The 17300-nt window shown below is 71.5% G+C and carries 18 protein-coding genes; 6 read left to right on the forward strand and 12 right to left on the reverse strand.

Annotated elements, in window-relative coordinates:
* Positions 1-5 precede the first annotated feature (5 nt).
* Positions 6-311, reverse strand: coding sequence for a hypothetical protein (locus EG812_RS02755; RefSeq protein WP_013734679.1), 306 nt, complete (start codon positions 309-311; stop codon positions 6-8).
* A 294-nt stretch (positions 312-605) separates the two neighbouring features.
* On the opposite strand from EG812_RS02755, the gene EG812_RS02760 reads away from it, so the two are divergent.
* Positions 606-1481 carry an alpha/beta fold hydrolase gene (locus EG812_RS02760; RefSeq protein WP_126711084.1) on the forward strand — a complete coding sequence of 292 codons (876 nt, stop codon included), beginning with the start codon at positions 606-608 and terminating at the stop codon, positions 1479-1481.
* Between the two features lie 181 nt (positions 1482-1662).
* Complete coding sequence (locus EG812_RS02765; RefSeq protein WP_126710644.1) at positions 1663-2835, forward strand: alcohol dehydrogenase catalytic domain-containing protein; 1173 nt, start codon at positions 1663-1665, stop codon at positions 2833-2835.
* A 50-nt stretch (positions 2836-2885) separates the two neighbouring features.
* Here the strand turns inward: EG812_RS02765 and EG812_RS02770 are convergent, their stop codons facing one another.
* The 5 genes from EG812_RS02770 to EG812_RS02790 all read right to left on the reverse strand — a co-directional run bounded on the left by EG812_RS02770 (position 2886) and on the right by EG812_RS02790 (position 9511).
* A complete protein-coding gene (locus EG812_RS02770) occupies positions 2886-4070 on the reverse strand; it encodes a serine hydrolase domain-containing protein (protein WP_233579348.1) in 1185 nt (394 codons plus the stop codon).
* Positions 4071-4147: 77 nt separating this feature from the next.
* Positions 4148-6673, reverse strand: a complete 2526-nt coding sequence (locus EG812_RS02775) for an FtsX-like permease family protein (protein ID WP_126710646.1) — start codon at positions 6671-6673, stop codon at positions 4148-4150.
* A 3-nt stretch (positions 6674-6676) separates the two neighbouring features.
* A complete protein-coding gene (locus tag EG812_RS02780; RefSeq protein ID WP_126710647.1) occupies positions 6677-7450 on the reverse strand; it encodes an ABC transporter ATP-binding protein in 774 nt (257 codons plus the stop codon).
* A gap of 112 nt (positions 7451-7562) precedes the next feature.
* On the reverse strand, positions 7563-8222 hold the full coding sequence (locus EG812_RS02785; RefSeq protein WP_013734673.1) for a response regulator: 660 nt from the start codon (positions 8220-8222) through the stop codon (positions 7563-7565).
* A complete protein-coding gene (locus EG812_RS02790) occupies positions 8210-9511 on the reverse strand; it encodes a sensor histidine kinase (protein WP_233579349.1) in 1302 nt (433 codons plus the stop codon). The genes EG812_RS02785 and EG812_RS02790 overlap by 13 nt, the downstream gene beginning before the upstream one ends.
* A gap of 138 nt (positions 9512-9649) precedes the next feature.
* Between EG812_RS02790 and EG812_RS02795 the strand changes: the two genes are divergently transcribed.
* Together EG812_RS02795 and EG812_RS02800 are read left to right on the forward strand one after the other, a co-directional pair.
* Complete coding sequence (locus tag EG812_RS02795; protein WP_233579350.1) at positions 9650-9904, forward strand: hypothetical protein; 255 nt, start codon at positions 9650-9652, stop codon at positions 9902-9904.
* Positions 9905-10032: 128 nt separating this feature from the next.
* Positions 10033-10482, forward strand: a complete 450-nt coding sequence (locus tag EG812_RS02800) for an SCP2 sterol-binding domain-containing protein (RefSeq protein WP_013734670.1) — start codon at positions 10033-10035, stop codon at positions 10480-10482.
* A gap of 51 nt (positions 10483-10533) precedes the next feature.
* Here EG812_RS02800 and EG812_RS02805 read toward each other — a convergent pair whose 3' ends face one another.
* The gene (locus EG812_RS02805; protein WP_013734669.1) at positions 10534-11466 is read right to left on the reverse strand and encodes a hypothetical protein; all 933 of its coding nucleotides are present in this window, start codon (positions 11464-11466) and stop codon (positions 10534-10536) included.
* Between the two features lie 285 nt (positions 11467-11751).
* Between EG812_RS02805 and EG812_RS02810 the strand changes: the two genes are divergently transcribed.
* Both EG812_RS02810 and EG812_RS02815 read left to right on the forward strand, forming a co-directional pair.
* Positions 11752-12459: a DUF4386 domain-containing protein gene (locus EG812_RS02810; protein WP_013734668.1), complete on the forward strand. Its 708-nt coding sequence runs from the start codon at positions 11752-11754 to the stop codon at positions 12457-12459.
* A 59-nt stretch (positions 12460-12518) separates the two neighbouring features.
* Complete coding sequence (locus EG812_RS02815; RefSeq protein ID WP_233579351.1) at positions 12519-13058, forward strand: hypothetical protein; 540 nt, start codon at positions 12519-12521, stop codon at positions 13056-13058.
* On the opposite strand, the gene EG812_RS02820 is transcribed toward EG812_RS02815, so the two are convergent.
* The 5 genes from EG812_RS02820 to EG812_RS02840 are packed head-to-tail and all read right to left on the reverse strand — an operon-like array spanning position 13042 to position 17134.
* Positions 13042-13626, reverse strand: a complete 585-nt coding sequence (locus EG812_RS02820; protein ID WP_013734666.1) for a TetR/AcrR family transcriptional regulator — start codon at positions 13624-13626, stop codon at positions 13042-13044. The genes EG812_RS02815 and EG812_RS02820 overlap by 17 nt on opposite strands.
* Before the next feature lie 43 nt (positions 13627-13669).
* Positions 13670-14602 (reverse strand): M56 family metallopeptidase, encoded by a 933-nt coding sequence (locus EG812_RS02825; RefSeq protein ID WP_126710649.1) that lies wholly within the window; start codon positions 14600-14602, stop codon positions 13670-13672.
* The gene (locus EG812_RS29465; protein ID WP_013734664.1) at positions 14599-14994 is read right to left on the reverse strand and encodes a BlaI/MecI/CopY family transcriptional regulator; all 396 of its coding nucleotides are present in this window, start codon (positions 14992-14994) and stop codon (positions 14599-14601) included. The genes EG812_RS02825 and EG812_RS29465 overlap by 4 nt, the downstream gene beginning before the upstream one ends.
* A complete protein-coding gene (locus EG812_RS29470; RefSeq protein WP_233579352.1) occupies positions 14991-16412 on the reverse strand; it encodes a cytochrome c biogenesis CcdA family protein in 1422 nt (473 codons plus the stop codon). The genes EG812_RS29465 and EG812_RS29470 overlap by 4 nt, the downstream gene beginning before the upstream one ends.
* Entirely contained in the window at positions 16409-17134 is a 726-nt protein-coding gene (locus EG812_RS02840) for a DsbA family protein (RefSeq protein ID WP_126710651.1), read from the reverse strand. The genes EG812_RS29470 and EG812_RS02840 overlap by 4 nt, the downstream gene beginning before the upstream one ends.
* Between the last annotated feature and the right edge of the window lie 166 nt (positions 17135-17300).

Consider the following 17300-nt stretch of genomic DNA (forward strand, 5'->3'; position numbering starts at 1 on the left):
ACTTCTCAGATGTCACCGAAGCCGTACGAGCCGACCACCGTGGCCTGCTCGAACTGGGGTGGGGCGGCGCAGCGCGAGCGGATGCCCTCCTGGAAGCGCTGGAACGCGGCCGTGTCGGTGAGCGCGGTCGAGCCTTCCTCGGCCACCAGCACGTGCATGAACTCGGTGCCGTCACCCAGCCGGAACGTCGCGTAGTGCAGCCCGGCCGGCCGGGTCTGCGCCAGTTCGGCGAAGACGTCCTCGACCAGCTTGGCGTTCTCGTCGGCGACCTCTGGCCGGGTGGTGTAGCGAATGACCGTGGTCTGGCGCATCGTCGTCCCTTCAGCGGCTGAAAGGCAAACGATCGCCCACCGTCGCCGGATGCGCATCTTCGGTCTTGCTCCTCCATACCGGCTGCGCCCGCCGGGCGTCGTGGCCGTCGACGGCGTCCCTGGCGCGGACGATCCGCTGGGCCGGAACCTGTCGAGACGGCCGGCGGCGTCGGTCCGGGTCCGGCACGATGGGCTGGTCAGCGAGGTGGCGTGCCGCAGCGGGCGACGTGCCGGTGGTCGCCACGCACCGGAGGTGGCGGACGGCCTCGCCCGGGATGTGGGGGAGTGGACACCATGCAGGGCAGCCAGAAGGTCCGGCACCGGCAGGCCGATGTCGACGGCGTGACGGTGTTCTACCGCGAGGCCGGGCGTCCCGGCCGGCCGACCGTCCTGCTGCTGCACGGATTTCCCAGCTCATCGCACACGTTCCGCCAGGTCATGCCCATCATCGGCGACGCCGCACATGTCATCGCGCCGGATCTGCCCGGCTTCGGCATGTCGTCGTCGCCGACCGTCGGCGACTACGACTACACCTTCGACAATCTGTCGCGTACGGTCGAGCGCCTGCTCGACCAGTTGGGCGTCGAGCGCTTCTTCGTCTACCTGCACGACTTCGGCGCGCCGGTCGGCTACCACCTGGCCACCCGCGCCCCGGCCCGCATCCGCGGCCTCATCGTGCAGAGCGGCAACGCGCACGACGACGGCCTGGGGGAGCAGTGGGACAGCGCCCGGGCGTACTGGGCCGAGCCGACCGACGAGCGGCGCGCCGCACTGCCGGACTGGTTGAACTTCGCGGGCACCCGCGACCAGTATCTCGCCGGGCTGCCCGAACACGTGCGAATCCTGCACGCACCCGAGTCGTGGCACCTCGACTGGGAGCGGATGAGCCGACCCGGCAACATCGACGCGCAGTTCGCGCTCTTCACCGACTACGCCAACCACGTCGCCCGCTTCGCCGAGATCGCCGAATACCACCGCGCGCACCAGCCGCCGGCGCTGGTGCTGTGGGGACGGCACGACCCGTACTTCGACGTCGTGGAGGTTCTCGCCTACCACCGCGCCCTCGGTCGCATGGACGCACACCTCTACGACGGCGGGCACCTGCTGCTGGAGACCCACGCGATCGAGTGCGCCGACCTGATGCGCACGTTCGTGCTCGACAACAGCTGAGCCCGATCCGTCGCCGGGCGCGCCGACCTGCACGGGGTGGCGACCGACTGGCGTCGTTGGGGCAAAGCCCTGCGTGTGGTCAACGGCGGACCGTATGGTGCGAAACGTGCGCCCAGCCGCCCACGCTGCGCGAAGGCCGCGGTGCCGGCGGCTGTGCTCCCGCGACGAAAAGGGCGTGAGGATGAGGGCTGTCGTCTATCGCGACGTGCGCAGTGTCGACGTGTGCGAGGTACCCGACCCCGAGGTGCAGGTGGAGACCGACGCGGTCGTACGGGTCACCTCCACCGCCTTGTGCGGCACCGATCTGCACATGTACGACGGCCGTACCGGCGCACAGCCCGGCCTTGTGCTCGGCCACGAGCCGCTGGGCGTGGTCGAACGGGTGGGGTCGGCGGTGCAGACCGTGCGCCCGGGGACCCGGGTGGTGATTCCCACCCACCTGTTCTGCGGTGTCTGCGCCATGTGCGCCCGTGGCCTGTCCGCGTTGTGTCTGCGCGCCCGGCCCGACGGACTCGGCGCCGCGTACGGCTATGTGGGCATGGGCCCGTATCCGGGTGCGCAGGCCGAACTGCTGCGGGTGCCGTGGGCCGACGCGAACTGCCTGCCCCTGCCGGGCGAGCCGGGGGACGCGTACGAGGACGACTTCGTGCTGCTCGCCGACGCCTTCGTCACCGGTTGGCACGCCGCCGCCACCCTCGCCGACGTACGCGCCGGGGACACCGTCGCCGTGTTCGGCGCCGGCACGATCGGACTGCTCGCCGCGTACGCCGCCGGCCTGCTCGGCGCCCGCACCGTGTACAGCGTCGACCACGTCGACGCCCGGCTGGGCAAGGCCGAGGAGTTGGGCGCGGTGCCGATGGACTTCCGGCAGGGAGATCCGGTCGAGCAGATCCGGGCCGACCGGGCCCGGCGGAGCCTGCCGTTGGGGGAGGAGAAGCTGCCCGGCGTGGACAAGGTCATCGACGCGGTCGGCTTCCAGGCCCACGACCGGGCCCACCCCGACCGGGAACGCGCCGACCAGGTGCTCGCCGACGCGGCCCGGCTGGTCAATCCGGGCGGCGCGGTCGCCGTCGCCGGTGTCTACCCGGAGTTCGACAGCACTCCCCAAGCGGGCGGCAGCGCCGACGGGCACCTCGACGCACCGTGGGGCACCTTCTTCGCCAAGGCCGTCGCGCTGCGGTTCGGGCGTACCCACGATCGCCGCTACACCCGGCTGCTGCGGGACCTGGTGACCGCCGGTCGGGCCCGACCCGGCCGGATCGTCACCCACCATGGCAGCCTGGCCGACGCCCCCGGCTGCTACCAGCGCTTCGACCGGCGGCAGGACGTGATCAAGGCGGTCCTGCACCCGTGACCAGACAGCCGCCCCTGCGGGACCCGCAGGGGCGGCTGATCGGCGTACGGCTACCGGCCGGCGCACAACGCGGCGTCGAAGGCGTCGAGCACCCGGAAGACACCGTCCGGCACCGGACTGGAGTCGGCGGTCACCACGAGGGTCACCGCGCGACCGTCCGCGGTGATCGCGGTCCGGCTGGAGTACCCGTCGATGTCACCCCCGTGCCCCCAGGCCCGACCGCCACAGCTCAGGTCGAACCCGACGGTGCCCAACCCGTAGTGCCACACCAGGTCGGGCAGGGCCTCGCCGCCCGGATAGAACGGGTTGCTGGTCCGCATCTGCGCCAGCGTCGCCGGCTTGATCAGCTTGCCGTCCTGCAACGCCACCAGGAACCGGTTGAGGTCGCTCGGCGTGGAGATCATCTGCCCGGCGGCCCCGCCGATGGAGGGATCGAGCCGGGTGATCTCGGTCCACTTGCCGGTCTCGGGGTGGGGGAGGTAACCGTTCGCGTGCGGCTTGCGGATGCCCTGGTCGCCGACGCCCGGCCAGTAGGTCTTCCGCAACCCGACCCGGTCGATGATCCGGTTGGTGATCACCTCGCTGATCGGCCGTCCGGTCACCTTCTGCACGAGCAGGCCGGCCAGGATGAAGTTGGTGTTGCTGTAGTCCATCGTGGTGCCCGGCACCGGGCTCGTCGGCTCCTTCGCAAAGGCCGAGTCGAGCAGGTCGCGCGCCTCGAAGTATCTGTCGCGCCACTCGAAGACGTGCGGCAGATCGTAGTCCGGCAGGCCACTGGTCTGCTCCAGTACGTGCCGGACGGTGATGGTGCGCCCGTCGAAGCCATTGCCGCGCACCAGACCCGGCAGGTACGTCTCGACCGGCTCGTCCAGGCTGATTGCGCCGTCGTCGACGAGTTGCAGGACGGCGACGGCGGTGAACATCTTGGTGTTGCTCGCCATGCGGATGTAGCCGTCGGTGGGCACCTTCGCCCGGGTACGCAGGTCGGCGACGCCGGCCGTGTAGTGGGTGACGCGACCGTTGCGGTCCCGTACCGACGCGAGCGCCCCGGGCGCGACCCCGGCCCGCACCAACTCGTTCAGGCCGGCCTGGACGGTGTCCTTTGCCGGCTTGGCGGCCGCCGGGTCAGCGAGCCGTACGCCGACCGCGGCGAACCCGACAATCGCGACGGCGGTCAGCGCCGCCGTCACCCGTCGACCGGTGCGGATCCCCGTGGATTTCCCGATGGTGTGCACAGAACCTCCCCTTGACTCTGCGGAGCGCATGCGACCTGCAGCGATCCGTGAAAATGTCGAACCGTCCCGACCCGCGTTCACTCCTTCACCCCGATGCCGTCGACCGGTGGGGTGCGCAGGAGCGCGCCGATGGGCAGGACGGTGGTGGCCAGCGCGAGCAGCGCCGTGCCGCCGATGATCGATATCCAGCCGGCGGTCGGGACGTAGGGCACCGGCTCGCCGGTAAGCGTCCGGACCACCGAGACCAACGTGATCGCGGCGATCGCGCCGCCGACCAGCAGCGACGTGCCGAGCAGACCGACCTGTTCGGCGTGCACCATCCGCTTGACCTGACGCCGGGTCACCCCGACCAGGCGCAGCAGGGCCAGTTCGCGACCCCTGGCCAGCGCCGCCATGACCATCGTGTTGGCCGCCGCCAACGCCGCGTAGCCGACCATGACGCCGATGAGCAGCTTGTTCAACCAGGCGCTGATCGCCAGATCCTTCGCCAACTCGCCGTTGATCGCCGCCGTGTCGATCAGGCTGCTGCCCGGGTGACGGTCGACCAGGTCCGTGAGGGCGGTGCCACCGCCCTCGGTGCGGATCAGGACCTGGTCGTCGAGGTTCGTCGCGGTGTGACCGTCGACCGTCTCCCGGTTCAGGGTCACGTCACCGAAACCGAGCCCCCGTTCGTAGAGGGCGACGACCCGCAACGTCACGGGCGTGCCGTCGCCCAGCCACATCGCCACCTGGTCGCCGAGCTCCGCCCCCTGCGAGGACGCCTGCAGGGTCGACAACGCCACGGTCGCGCCCCGCAGGTCGGCGAGCCGTCCCTCGGTGACTGTGAGATCGAGGGTCCGGTCGGCACCGTCGGGGTCGACGGCCTGCGCGCTGACCTCCTGCGGCTCACCCATCACGCGGGTGATCACCGAGGTACGTCGGATCCCGGTCGCGGCGACGACCCCGGGCACCGCGCGGGCGTCCGCCACGGCGCTCTGCGGCAACCCGACCGGTGACAGCAGCGCGTGCTGGGCCAGCATCCCGTCGCGGGTCTGTGCGACAGTCTGTCGTTCCAGGTTGTCCTGAAGGAACCAGACCGAGCCGCCGAAGCCCACCGCCAGCACCAGCGCGGTCAACACCGTCACCATGCCCTGCGCGTTCGCCCGCAGGTTCGCCGCGGCCAGGTATCCGCTGTCGCCCCAGACGGCCCGCAGCACCGGGCCGAGTGCCCGCGCGGCGTACCGGTTGATCCACGGGGCGAGCAGGGCGGCGGCGAGCACGAAGACGTACAGCATGCCGAGCGCCGCGCCGAGGGCGGCCGGGCCCCGAGCGACCGTGGTGACCATGGTGAGCGAGACGCCGGCGCCGAGCGTGACCAGCCCGATCACCAGCCGGGTCCGGCTGTTGCGCGACGGCTCCACGGCCACCTCGCCGAGCGCCTCGGTGGGCCGGATGCGTACCGTGCGACCGGCGGCGATCAATGCCGCCGTCACCGCCACCAGCAGCGTCACGGCGGTCACCGCCACGGCGGACAGCACGCCGCCGCTGATCGGGAAACCGTCCGGGACGAACCCCCGCGCGATCATCTGCCGGTGCACCCGGTCGGTCACGAACAGCCCGGCCGGGATGCCCACCACGACCGCGACGATGCTCACCTGCACGACTTCGGCGAGGAGCATCCCCCGGACCTGGCCCGGCGTCGCCGCGACGGCCCGCAACAGGGCGAGGTCGCGGCGGCGGTGGCGGACCGCCAGCCCGACGGTGCCGGCGACGACGAACACGACAAGCGCCACGACGTAACCGCCGAAGGCCGCGCCGACCTGGACCAGCAGGTCACGCGCCGCGAGGGCCTCGGACTGCGTCAACGTCCCGCGGTCGGCGCCGGTGTACACCTTCGCCCCGGCCTCGGACGACAGCCGACGCACCTCGGCCACCACGGCGGAGGTGTCCGCGTCGGATGCCAGCACGATCCCGATCGCGTCGGCCCGCCCCGGGTGCGGGTTCAGCGCGGCGGCGTGGCGGTCGGTGAAGAAGAGGGCCGCCGGCCAGTCACCGTCGACGGCGCGTTCCACCACACCACTGACGGTGTACGTGCGGACCGCGCCACCGACGAGGACCGGAATCCGGTCGCCGGGGCGTATCTCGTCCTCGGCCGCCTTGGCGAGCCGCAGGTCGACGGCGACCTCGCCGTCGGCGCTGGGCTGGCGGCCGTCGACGATCCGGTACGGCGTGAGCGCGGCACTGCTCCAACCATGGGCGAGGGTGTGCGACGTCGCCGCGATCGGGACCACCGCCCGGATCGACCGGTCGACGGCGACGATCGTGATTCCGGGTACCCGCCGGAGCTGTTCGGCCAGGTCGACCGGAACGGTCCCCCCTTCGGGCAGCCGCACCCGCGTCGTGATGGTCGTACCGTCGAACTCCTTACCGGTGATCGTGATGTCGTGGTTCGCGACGACGATGTCGGCGGCGGCGTACCGCTGGGGCGCGGGCGTGTAGCGCAGCCCGGACTCGACAAGCAGACCCACCGACATCAGGATCATGACGCCGCAGGCGAGCGCGACGAGGGTGGCGATCGCGGTTCCGATCCGATGCCGCAGCATCCGCAGAGCCAGTCCCAGCATGATTCAGCTCCCCTGCGCGACGAGCTGACGACGCCCGAGCAGCGCCAACTGCTCGGCGATCCGCTCCGCACCCGGCTGCGGCAGGTCCTGCACGATCCGGCCGTCCGCGAGGACCATCACCCGGTCGGCGTACGAGGCGGCCACCGGGTCGTGGGTCACCATGATCACCGTCTGTCGCGTCTCGTCGACAACCGACCGCAGCAGGGCCAGCACCTCGGCGGCGGTCTGCGTGTCCAGCGCGCCGGTCGGCTCGTCGCAGAAGATCACCTCGGGGCGCATGGCCAGGGCACGGGCGATCGCCACCCGCTGCTGCTGCCCGCCGGACAACTCGGCCGGCCGGTGGTGCAGCCGATCGGTGAGCCCGACCCGGTCGATCACCTGCCCGAGCCAGCCCGGGTCGGGACGCGCGCCGGACAGCCGCAACGGCAGGTGGATGTTCTCCTCGACGGTCAACGCCCCGATCAGGTTGAACGCCTGGAAGACGAACCCGATCCGGCTGCGACGCAGCTTGGTCAGCTTGGTCTCCGACAGCCGCGACAATTCCTGGTCACCGATCCACACCTGACCGGAGGTGGGCCGGTCCAGGCCGGCCGCGGTCTGCAGCAGGGTGCTCTTGCCGGAACCCGACGGTCCCATCACCGCGGTGAAGGTGCCGCGGTGAAATTCCACGTCCACCCCGGCGAGCGCGGTGACCGCCTGTGGGCCGGTGCCGTAGACGCGGGTGAGTTGTCCGACGCGGACCGCTGTCTCGGCGGATCCTCCAACGATGGCGGGCATGAATATCGGCCTCTCCGTGTTCTCGGCAAAATCGAGTGCACGGAAAAGCTATGGCGATACCGCTTTACGGACGATCTAGCGTACGGGCCGATCGAGGTACAGCAGGCTGTACTTAATTGCGGCCCTGGGTGTCCTTGAGATAGCGCAGCACCGCGGCCACCCGACGGTCGGCACGGTCGTCCGGAGCGAGGCCGAGCTTGGCGAAGATGCTGCGGATGTGCTTGTGCACGGCCCCTTCGGTGACGAACAACCGCTCCGCGATCGCGGTGTTGCCGAGCCCTTCGGCCATCAGCGCGAGCACGTCGCGTTCCCGTGCACTGAGCAGACTCAGCGTGCTGTCCGGGCGGCTGCGGGCGAACAGTTGGCTGACCACCTCGGGGTCGATCGCGGTGCCGCCCGCGGCGACGCGGTGCAGCGCGCTGAGGAACTCCTCGACCCGGCCGACCCGTTCCTTGAGCAGGTAGCCGAGCCGTACCGCGCCCTCGGCCAGCAGGTCGGTGGCGAAGGCCTGCTCGACGTACGCCGAGAGGACCAGCACCGCGAGGCCGGGGTGGCGGCGGCGGGCCTCGACGGCGGCCACGATGCCCTCGTCGGTGTGCGTGGGCGGCATCCGGACGTCGACGATCGCCACGTCCGGCCGGAAGGTGTCCACTGCGGACAGGAATGTGGTCGGCGAGTCGGTGGTGGCGACCACGTCGAGCGATTCGGCCCGCAGCAGCAGCGCCAGCCCCTCACGCAGCAGGGCGTCGTCCTCGGCGATCACGATCCGCACGTCAACTCCACGAGCATCGTCGTCGGCCCACCGGGTGGGCTGGTGAGGGTGAACCGGCCGTCATGGGCCTCGACCCGCCGTCGGATGCCGCCGATTCCCGAGCCGCGGCCCTCGTCGGCACCGCCGTGGCCGTCGTCGGTGACCGACAGGTACAACCGGTCGGCGTCGCGCCGGACGGTGACCGCGGCCGTACGGGCACCGCTGTGCCGGGCGACGTTTGTCAGCGCCTCCGCCACCACGAAGTACGCCGTCGCCTCCACCGACGCGGCGCACCGGCCCGGTACGTCGACCTCCACCGTGCACGGCACACCGCAGCCGGCGGCCAGACCGTGCAGCGCACCGGCGAGCCCACGGTCGTCGAGCACCGGCGGCAGGATGCCCCGTACCACGGTCCGTAGTTCCGCGAGCGCCGACTCGGCCGCGTCCTGCGCCCGCTCCAGCACCTGCGCGGCCTGCGCCGGATCACGCGCCAGCGCCCGTCGGGCGGCACCGAGCAACACGGTGACCGCGACCAGCCGGTTCTGCGCCCCGTCGTGCAGGGAACGCTCGATGCGGCGCAACTCGACCGCGTGCGCGTCCAAGGCCGCCGCACGGGTGGCGGTCAGTTCGGCGATCCGCAGCGAGGCGTCGACGTCGCGCGGCGGTGCCAGCAACCGTCGGCCCGGCAGCGCCTGCAGGCGGGCCATCCGGGGGCCGAGGGCGATGGCCACGGCGAGCCAGCCGACGCCGATCATCGCGACCACCAGCGCGTCGGGCAGCCCGTCGATGCGCCACATGACGACGCCCGGGCCACCCACGTCCGGCGGCAGCAACCAGAAGTAGAGCGGGAACAGCAGGTACTGCACGGCGGACAGCGGCAGCGACAACCCGAGCACGCCCAGCACGAACCCGCCTGTGCCGTGTATCGCCACGAAGGCGCACTCGCGCCGCACCCACGGGTCGCGCAGGGCGTCGCCCAGGCCGGCGGGGACCGGTGGCGGTGCGGGCAGCGGGAACCCCCACCGGGACAGCCGACCCCGTTCCCGCTCGGCGACCGACCGCACCGCCTTCAACGCGGACGGGACGACCGCGAGACCGATGCCGACCACGCTCGCGATCGTCACCACGAACAGCAGCAGGAACGCCGCCAGCGCCAGGATCGCCGTACCGAGGCCGCCGACGAGGTGTTCGAGAGCGTCGACGGTTATCCGTACGCGCTCGCGCAGGTACCGCCGTACCGCGTGGTCGCGATCCGGCTCGGTCCCGGCGCGGGTTCCCCCGGAATCCCCACCCGCGTCTGTTCTCGGCATGCCCACCTCCCCGGCAGAGACGATAGGCGACCGCCCTCGACGCCGGCCCGCGGCGGCGGAAAAGGTACAGCCTGCTGTACCTGGATCGGGTCGCTGACTGGATCGTCGGTGGCCGGCCGGATCCCTAGCGTTGTCGTCATGGTCAACCACGACACGCAGGGAGCAGCAATGATCGACCAGCACCGTCACGCCTCCGCCGAGACCGCCGCCACGCCGGACAACGACCGTAACCTGCTCCGCCCGGTGTTGTGGCTGCTGCTGATCCTCAGCGCCGCCGCCAACATCACCATGTCCGTGATCGGCGCGTACCTGATCGGTTCCGGGTTCGGGCTGATCACCGTGGCCTGCACGGTGGCGCTCGTCGTGCACCACTACCGCCACCGCCGCGCCTAGCCGCGAGCCGGCGACGGCGTCGGGGGCAGGCGTCCGGGGCCTTCGGAGCTGGGCAGCCTGGAAGATGCCGTGTCCGGCGCGCCGCCGCGACGATGAAACGACCAGCCCGCCGGCCCTGGAGGAGTCCGATGTCCATCCACGACGTACGAGTCGACGTCATGGAGCCGGTCGAGTTCGCCCGGCTGGTCAAGCGCACCCCGATCGAGGAGCTACGCCAGGTTCTCCACGGTGCACGGCGTACCGAGATTCTCGACCACCTGATCGGTGGGATGCCTGCCGCGTTCCGTCCGGAGGTCGCCGGTCGTACCCGGGCGGTGGTGCACTGGCGCATCGGCGACCGGCCCGACGGCGGAGTCGACAGGTACGAGATGGTCATCGCCGACGGGGTCTGCACCCTGTCGCCGCGCGCCGACGGCACGCCGCAGTTGACCCTGGACCTCGCCGCCGCGGACTTCGTCCGCCTGGTCACCGGCAACGCCCGCGCCGTCATGTTGGTGATGAAGGGCAAGTTGCAGACCCGCGGCGACCTCGCGTTGACCGCCCGGTTCCCGAAGCTGTTCGCCGCCCCCCGGCCCTGAGCGGGCGAGGTCCGACCGCGCCCGGACCTCGCCCTCACCGGGTACCGACGGTCAGCGGTACGGCATCATCGGGAACCAGCCCACGCCGAACATCGCGGGGACTCGCAGATCCCAGTAGACGACGGTGAAGACACCCAGCATGAGCATCAGCCCGCCGGTCACCACGGCGCTGCGCGACGGATCGGACGCCCACTGCAGGAAGCGACCGCGGGTGACGAGCACGATGATGGCGAACAGCACCGCCACGATCAGGATGTTGCCCAGCGACTGTAGGACGAACGCCAGGGCCCCGTTGAGCGGGTTCCCGGTGTCCACGGCCCAGTGGAACAGCTTGTTGAACAGCGGGTACGGCCGGCCGATGAGGAAGCCGCCGATGAGGGCGCCGATGGTGACCACCCGGGCCACCGGGCGACGGGCGAACACGTCGGGAAGGATGCCGAGGGCAGCCAGGCCGAGATAGGCCAACGCCAGCCCGATGAGGCCGAACACCACTGACGACTGGATGAGCCGGACCGGCATCTCGCCGACGACCTCTGTCGACAACTGCGGCAGCCGGTCGCCGAGCATCACCCCGACCGCCCCGTACACCGCGGAGACGGCCACCATGCCGACGGTCATCCAGCCGACCGGGCGCAGCAGCGCGGCGACGGTGTGCCGGGCCATGCCGGTGCGTTCCGTACTGGCCTGGGTCAGCGGGCCGACCGACGCCATCATGGCGATGTTGCAGGCGGTGAAGGTGCCCGCCAACCCGGAGACGAAGGCGAAGAGAAGCCCGGCAGCCGTGCCGGCGATGGGTGTGGTCTTGGCGTCGTGGCCGAGCGCCGCGTTGGCCACGGTGTCGCCGATGACCGAGTCGACGAGTTCGAACGACCACACGACAGCCAGCAGAATGCCCCCGAGGACGGCGATGATGGTTGCCCGTACCGGTGGCCGGGTCTTCGTCGCATTTATCGGTAGTGCCTCGCGGCTGTCAAGGTGGGCCATGTCGACCGTCCTTCCGTCGTGCTCTTTTCGGGGGTGTGCGGCCCGGTCGCTGCCGTGCTCGCGCAGATAGCATCGAAGGTTCGTTCGTGGATGACGTCTCGTATCGTGCGGACTTCGGCATTGATCAGCGGCAACGTCCGCCGTTCGGCGGCACTGTGCCGGTTTTCGGGAGAACTGTCGTCCTCGCAGGATCGTCCGAGTGGCCGATTCGCCGTCGCACCGGCACGCAGCAGGGTTGCGGTATGACCGCCGTCTGTTGAGTGGCCGCGCCGTAGAGGAGTGCCGATGGACGCATTGCGAAGGACCTCACTGGTCGCCGGTGGGCTCTACGTGCTCACCTTCGTCTCGATTCCGACCGTCGCGCTCTACGGGCCGGTGCGCGACTCGGATTTCGTCCTCGGCGCCACGTCCGAGACCTCGGTCCTCGTCGGCAGCGTCCTCGAGGTGATCGTTGCCCTCGCCTGCATCGGCACCGCCGTCGTGCTGTATCCGGTGGTGAAGCGGCAGGGTCAGACCCGGGCGCTGGGCTTCGTCAGCGTCCGGATTCTCGAAGCCGCCTGCATCTTCATCGGCGTCGCGAGTCTGCTGACGATCGTGGCGCTGCGGCGGCAGGGAGTCGGCGCGGAGGCCGTGGTCACCGGCCAGATGCTTGTCGCCTTCTACGACTCGGTCTTCCTGGTCAGCCAGAGTCTCATCCCGGCCGCGAACGCGTTGTTGCTGGGCACGCTGTTGTACCAGGCGCGCCTCGTGCCGCGGGTTCTGCCGGTGCTCGGGCTCGTCGGTGCACCCCTGCTCGTCGTCTCGGACCTGTGCGTGCTGTTCGGTCTCTGGGACCGGCTGTCCCCGGTGACGGCGATCGGGGCCCTGCCCATCGCCGTCTGGGAGTTCTCGCTGGGGGTCTACCTGATCGTCCGGGGCTTTCGACCGTCGGAGATCACGGCGGGATCGGCCGCCGCCGGCACGTCTGTCCGGGACGTCGAGCCCGTGACATAACTCGTACAACGGCGTACGGTTTATCTCGAACATGAATGTTCGAGATGGAGGTGCGCGGCATGACCGTCGACAAGCTCCTGCGACGTTGGCCCGCAGCCCTCGGTGTGCTGGTCGCGGTCGGTACCGTGCTGGGCGTCGAGCATGGCGGCCAGATCGCCTCCGTCGTGGCGGCGTCCGGGTTCGTCTACCTCGCCGCGGTGGCGATCGGGCGGCCCGGCGCGGCATGGGCCGCCTTCGGTGTCACCTTCGTGCTCGTCGGGCTGAGCCTTCGTGCCGGTTTCGATGCCGTGCTCTGGATCTGCGTCGCGGCTGCCGTCCTCGCCGTCCTCGGTGCCCTGCGGGCCGGCGTACGGCCGGTGTGGTCGTTGCCGCTGCAGTCGGCGGCGATGCTCGTGCTCGGAGCGGCGGCGCTGCTCGCGGTACGGGCCGATCACCTCGCCGCCGGCGTCATCGTCAGTGTCGCCCTGTTCGCGCACGCCGCCTGGGACGTGTGGCACCACCGTACCGAGCGGGTCGTCACGCGTTCCTTCGCGGAGTTCTGTGGCGTCCTGGACGTGCTGGTCGGGGTGGGCCTGCTCGTGGTCACCCTGACGAGGTGACGGCGAGCGCCGCCAGTACGGTGTCGGTTACCAGCCGGGTGGCGTCGTCGGCCGGCACGTCGCCCCGATGCACTGCGGCGGAGGCCCCGTGCAACACCGCCTGGACGGTGGTGAGCTGCCACGACAGCGGCATGTCCCGGCGGAACACGCCCTCGTCCCGGCCGCGTTCGACAAGGGCGCGCATCCGGCGAGCCGGCTCCTCGTGCACGCGCCGCATCTCCTCCGGCGTCAGCGCATCGCTCGCCGCGACCACGATCGCCCCGAACCGGTACGTCAGCTGCCAGGTCGCCGCCAGCAGGCGGGCCATCGCCTCCCGGGCGTCACCGTCGAGATCGACCGCGTCGAGGGCCTGGTCGGTGCTGGCGATCACCCGGCGGCTGACCGCCTCGACCAGCGCCGCACGGGACGGGAAGTGGCCGTAGAGCGTCACCCGGCCCACGCCCGCCGCCCGCGCGATCTCGTTGACGCTCACCGCCGGGTCGGTGGCGAGCAGGGCGGTGGCGGCCTCCAGGATCGACTCGACGTTGCGGCGCGCGTCCGCGCGTCGGGCCGTCCCGTCGATCGTCATCCCGCCTCACCCTGTTTCTCGAACAACGGTGTACGCCTTGAGTCTAGGGCGAGCCGATCGGACAGGTGACGCTCTGCACTGCCACCCCGGCGGAGGCGACCGTCACGGCGGCGGGCCCGGCCAGGAGCAACGCGATCGCGGTGGCGGCGACGAGGCGGTGGCGGATCCGGGGCCGGGCCGGCGGGGCCAACATCCGGCGTACCCGTTCGACCGCACCTGTCGCCGCGCCGAGCGCGTGCCGGGGGGTGCGGTCGGCGAGCCGCACGATGGCGGTGGCGACCGCCTGCCGCCCGTGGTGCTCACTCGCGCGGTCGTCGGCGAGATGCTCCACCAGTCGCCGGATCTCCCGTTCGGCGATCTCGGCCATCGGCAGTCCGGGCAGCGCGCGGTGGAACGCGGCGGCGAGGGCGACGAGGAGGTGGTGCCGGCCGCGCAGGTGCGCGCGCTCGTGCCGCAGTACGGCCGCGAACTCGTCGGCGGTGAGGGCGTCGAACGCGGCGCTGGTGACGATGACCTTCCCCGGACGGCCGGGCAGGCAGTAGACCGCCGCATCCGTGTGGTCGACGATCGTCCAACCATCGGCGTCCTGCCGACTCAGCGGCAGCAGCGCGGCCAGGTGCCGACGACGCCAGCGGCGGGCGGATAGGAACGTGCGGACGAAGCTGACCAGCAGGCGGGCGACCAGGATCGCGGTGGCCAGCAGCGCGGTCACGGCGAGGGCCCCGTGCAACGCACCCATTCCCGCCAACGCCCGGACGCACGCCGTGACGATGCCGTCCAGGCCGGCGGCCAGCGCAGCCGGCGGTACGGCGACGAACAGCCCGGCGGCGAGGACGGCGACGGTGACGGACAACTCCGCACCGAGCCACAGCCCGACCGTGAGTCGCGGCAGGGAGGTCGTCCACCGCCCGGTCAGGGCAGAAGGTGCGAGCAGCGCCACCGCGGTCGCCCAGGCCAGCAGTACCAGGCTGGTCACGAGCTCGGCCTCCCCCGCTGATCCAGCAGCTCACGCAGCGCAGCCGCCTCCTCGGGCCGCATGGCGTCCACGAACCGGGCCAGCGCGGCGTGCTGGTCGGCGGCCGACGAGAGCGCCTCGGCCATGAGCTGTCCGACGTGCTCCTCCCGGCTGGCCCTCGGTCGGTAGCGGTAGGCCCGGCCGGCGAGATCGCGGTCCGCCCAGCCCTTGCGGTGCAGGTTGTCCAGCACCGTCATCACCGTGGTGTAGGCGAGCCGGCGGTCCGCCATCGCGTCGACCATCTGCCGCACGGTGAGCGGCTCGGTCGCTGCCCACAACGCGTCCATCACCGCGGCTTCCAGCGGACCCAGTGGACGGTCGTTGCCCGGGTCCTTCCGTCGATCTCGGCTCACCGGTCGACCGTACCGTCGGCGGCGAGCAGCTTCGACCCGGCCGGCGTCGGGCAGGCACGCTCGCCGGCGAGGCGACGCCGCAGCGCCCAGCCGAGCAGGACGATCGAGGCCACGGCGAGTACCGGCTGCGCCGGAGCGAACCAGCTCATCGCCCCGCTGTAGCCCAACGCGAGCAGGACGATCTTGTTGCAGACGGGACAGCCGACGGCGAACAGGGACAGGGTCGCCCCGGTCACGCCGGTCCGCGTACCGGTGCGCCCCGCCGCCGGCCCGGCGGGCCCGACGTAGGTCGCCAGCAGCAGCCCGGACAACACCGCGGTCACCACCAGCACCGGCCACGCCCACCAGGTGACGGCCACCTCGCGACCGAAGAAGGGGGTGTCGATCAGGGCGGTGGGTACGGCGATCACCACCGTGGTCACCACGGCGCCGAGGACCGCCACCCACCATCGCCGCGCCGACCAGGCCGCCCGGCCGGGCCGCACGTTGACCCCGGCCAGGCCGGCCGCGGACGGCAACGCGGCGACCGGCCCGGCGCTGGTGCGCTCCATGTCGGTCGCCGGGTCGCTGCTGGTGCCCTGCCGGCTGGTCGCCGATTCGGCGGCGCTGCGACGGCGGCGGTGTATCAGGACCGCTGCCGCGGCCAGCCCCACGACCAGGAGGACCCACTCGTCCGGTACGTCGCCGAGGGTGCCGGTGATCCACTCCTGCGCGGTGCTCTCGATGTCGGTCAGGCCGAAGCCGCCGGTCAGGCCGGCCGTGCCGTCGAAGGCCAGGAAGAACCCGCCCAGCGCGACGAAGAGCAGGCCGGAGAGGGTCGACGTGGTGTGCAGACGCAGCCGACCCACCGCGAACGACCGGCCCCGCAACCAGCGCCGTTCGGCGATGCGCCACCGGTCCCAGACGAGGGCGAGCAGCAGCAGGGGCACCGTCATGCCCAGCGCGTAGACGGCCAGCAGGGCGCCCCCGATCGCCGGCCGCGCCGAGGTGGCGGCCACCGTGAGGATTCCGCCCAGGATCGGACCGGAACAGAAGCCGGCCAGCCCGTACACCGCGCCCAGCGCGAAGATCGACAGCGGGGAGTTCCCGGTGATCCGGCCCAGCAGCCGTTGCGCCGGCCCGAAGGCGAACCCCTTGCCGGCCAACTGCACGACTCCGAGCGCGATGATCGACCATCCGGCGACCAGGATCAGCGTGTCGCGGTGTTGGAAGAAGACGTTGGCCACCACCGTGGACCCCACGCCGAGCGGCACCAGGACGGCGGCCAGGCCGAGGTAGAAGACGCCGGTGCGGGCCAGCATCCGACGCGGGTGCTGGAAGGCGTACGCGAAGAAGGCCGGCAGCAGCATGGCGCTGCATGGGCTGAGCAGGGCGAGCACCCCGCCCAGCAGGGCGGCCAGGTAACCGATCTGGCTCACGGCGCGTCCAGCTGCTCGTCGATGGCCTGCTTGAAGGACTCGTACGGCTGGGCGCCGATGATGGGCGTGTCCCCGACGATGAAGGCCGGGGTGCCGGTGAGGCCCATCGAGGCGGCCTCCCGCTGGTCCCGGTCGATCGCCTCCCGGGTGACGGCCGAGGCCCGGTCGGCGTCGAAACGGGCCAGGTCCAGGCCGAGTCGCGAAGCGATGTCGCGCAGGGCGGCGTCGTTGAGCGCTCCGCTGTTGACCCGGCGCTGCTTGGCGTACAGCGCGTCGTGGAACTCCCAGAACCTGCCCTGGGCGGCGGCGGCCCGTGCGGCGCTGGCGGCGGCCCGGGACTCGTCGCCGAGGTAGGGCAGGTCACGCCACTCGATGCGGACGAGCCCCCGGTCGACGTACTCCCGGATCAGCCGGGGTGCGGTCTCCCGCGCGTGCTTGCCGCAGAACGGGCACTGGAAGTCGGCGTACTCGATGACCACGACGGGGGCGTCGGGTTCGCCGAGCGCGACCGGATCGCCGGGTGCGCGCCTCGCCAGCTCGGCGAAGGGGTTCTCCTGCTGACTGCCGGCCGTTCCCGCAGCGGGGGCGGTGGACTGGTCGGTCGGTCTGGCGATGATCGCGAGGACCGCGACGACCGCGATGACCACGACCGGCCCCAACCAGCCGGCTGCCTTGCGGATCGGTGGCGGGGCCTTCCCGGCATCCCCACGGGACCGCTTCATCGGCGCCTCCTCCAGTCCGATCCACAGCTACTAGCTGCTTTAGTACTAGCGAGCATAGTACTAAAGCGGCTAGTAGTTGTCAGGCCTGGTGGTCGCTGCCGGAGATGTCCGCAGATGGGACTGAAAAGCGGCTCCTGTCGCCGGTGTCATGGCCCGTTGGCGCGTG

The organism is Verrucosispora sp. FIM060022 (assembly GCF_003977705.1).
In the GTDB taxonomy this organism is placed as follows: Bacteria; Actinomycetota; Actinomycetes; order Mycobacteriales; family Micromonosporaceae; genus Micromonospora; species Micromonospora gifhornensis.